The organism is Streptomyces sp. AcH 505, from assembly GCF_000818175.1.
In the GTDB taxonomy this organism is placed as follows: Bacteria; Actinomycetota; Actinomycetes; order Streptomycetales; family Streptomycetaceae; genus Streptomyces.
Genome location: NZ_JTIY01000001.1, coordinates 993,566 through 995,580 on the forward strand (window position 1 = coordinate 993,566; position 2,015 = coordinate 995,580).

Below are 2,015 nucleotides of genomic sequence, written 5' to 3' on the forward strand. Positions count from 1 at the left end.
GGGCGGCGGTGCGAAGCCGGGGACCTGGCCGCCGGTCTGCGGCGGTGCGGGCTGCTCCTCGGCGACCTCGCCGCCGAAGTTCTTGAGCAGGGCGTCGAGCCCGCCGTCGAAGCCCTGGCCGACCGCGGCGAACCGCCAGACGTCCTTCAGGTAGAAGTCGCCGAGCATCACGGCGCGTTCGGTGCTGAACTCGGCGCCGGTGAAGGAGTAGCGGACGACTTCCTCACCGCCGGCGACGATCCGCAGATAGCCCGGCGCGGCCTGGGACATCTGCCCGGCGCCGTCGATCGTGGCGGTGAACGAGAGCCGCTGGATGTTCGCAGGGATGCGGTCCAGCGTCACCCGGAACGATTCGGTGTCACCTGCCTGCGCGCCGAGGAGCGAGATGGACTCCTCCGGCGACTTCGGCTGGTTGAAGAAGATGAAGTAACGGTCGTCCGACAGCTTTTCCTCGGCGTCGAGGCCGAAGCAGCTGATGTCGAAGGTCAGCCCAGGACCCGAGATCTGCACACCTACGTACAGATCCGTCCCCGGCGTGAGGTCACTGATCTTGGCCTTGTGGCCGCGTTGGAATTCCCTGGCCATGCGTAACGACCGTCCCCCATCCCGAATGCGAATACGTCGCGTCAGGCTAACGGCTCGATCGGACATTGAAGCAAGCCGGTACACATTCGGTACAGGATCGACGAATCAGGTCGCGGGCAGGTGCGGCAACCGGTCGGCGGCCACGACACCTTCGAGATAGCCGCGGGCCCGCTCGGTGCGGGGGTAGGCGTCGAGCAGCCGCCAGAAGCGCGGGCCGTGGCCCGGCACCAGCAGATGGGCCAGCTCGTGGACGAGGACATAGTCCACGACGTACTCCGGCATGCCCTGCAGCCGGTGCGAGAGGCGGATGCTGCCTTCGGCGGGGGTGCAGGAGCCCCAGCGGGTGTTCTGGTTGGTCACCCAGCGCACCGAGTCGGGCCGCGCCTTGCCGTCGAAGTACTGGGCCGAAAGCCGCTCGGCGCGCTCGGTCAGCTCGGTGTCGCCGAGCATGCGCTTGCTCTCCTGCGCCGCGAGCTTGTCGAGCATCACCGTCACCCAGCGCCGCTCCTCCGCCTCCGACATCCGGGCGGGGATCAGCACGATCGTCCGGTCGCCCTCGCGGTACGCCGAGACGGTCCTGCTGCGGCGGGTGCTCCTGCGCACCTCGACAGCGCTCGTCGCCGATCCGCGCTGCTGGCGGCTTTTCACGCTGCGCTGTTGGTTTCCCGCGCTGTGCGGTGGGGTCTCCCCCGCGAGGCGAGGGGAAGGATCGGCGGACACGCCACGACGTTACCCGCTGTGTGTACGGGAAGTCCCGTCCACGGGACGGTTCAGCCTTGATCAATCCGGCGCCTGCGCCATTTGAACGACTAATTCCCCACCCTGTGGATAACTTTTCACGCCGTTTCCCCGGACGTCGCATGCTGGAGACCGGGACGAAGGATCGGATTGATCAACGGGGAGGCCGATATGCGTCCGATGGTGAAACCCGCGTTGCGGCGGGCCTGGCGGGAGCGGCAGACGGTGCAGTTCGGCGTGACGCCGGCGCACGCGGTGCTCGTCGGTCCTGTCGACACGGCCACGGGCAGCTTTCTGGAGCTGCTGGACGGGACGCGTGACCTGCCGGTGCTGCGGGAGCAGGCCCGTGCGATGGGGCTGCCGGACGGCCAGCCGGACGCGCTGGTGGAGCGGCTGACGGCGGCGGGGCTGCTGGACGATCCGGGGGCGGCGGCCGAAGCGGCCGAGGCATTAAGGGAAGCGGAAGCGCTGGACCGGCTGCGCCCGGAGCTGGCGTCCCTGTCCGTGGTGCACCGAGAGCCGGGAGCCGCGGCCCGGCGGCTGTCGGCCCGGCGGGCGGTACGGGTGCAGGTGCGGGGTGCCGGCCGGGTCGGGGCGGCCGTCGCCGCGCTGCTGTCCGCCGCCGGGGTGGGCAGGGTCGATGTGCTGGACGGCGGCTGTGTCCAGGAGTGGGACGTCGCGCCCGGCGGCCC

2 protein-coding genes and 1 pseudogene are annotated in these 2,015 nt (G+C 70.0%); 1 reads left to right on the plus strand and 2 read right to left on the minus strand.

From position 1 onward, the window contains the following. Together HY68_RS04535 and HY68_RS04540 are read right to left on the minus strand one after the other, a co-directional pair. Positions 1 to 585, minus strand: a 585-nt coding sequence (locus tag HY68_RS04535; RefSeq protein ID WP_041995138.1) for a TerD family protein, incomplete at its 3' end; no start/stop codon positions are given. Between the two features lie 105 nt (positions 586 to 690). Next, positions 691 to 1,305: a M48 family metallopeptidase gene (locus HY68_RS04540; RefSeq protein ID WP_078863423.1), complete on the minus strand. Its 615-nt coding sequence runs from the start codon at positions 1,303 to 1,305 to the stop codon at positions 691 to 693. A gap of 189 nt (positions 1,306 to 1,494) precedes the next feature. Between HY68_RS04540 and HY68_RS44755 the strand changes: the two are divergent. After that, a pseudogene (locus HY68_RS44755) lies at positions 1,495 to 2,015 on the plus strand (ThiF family adenylyltransferase); the annotation flags it as partial.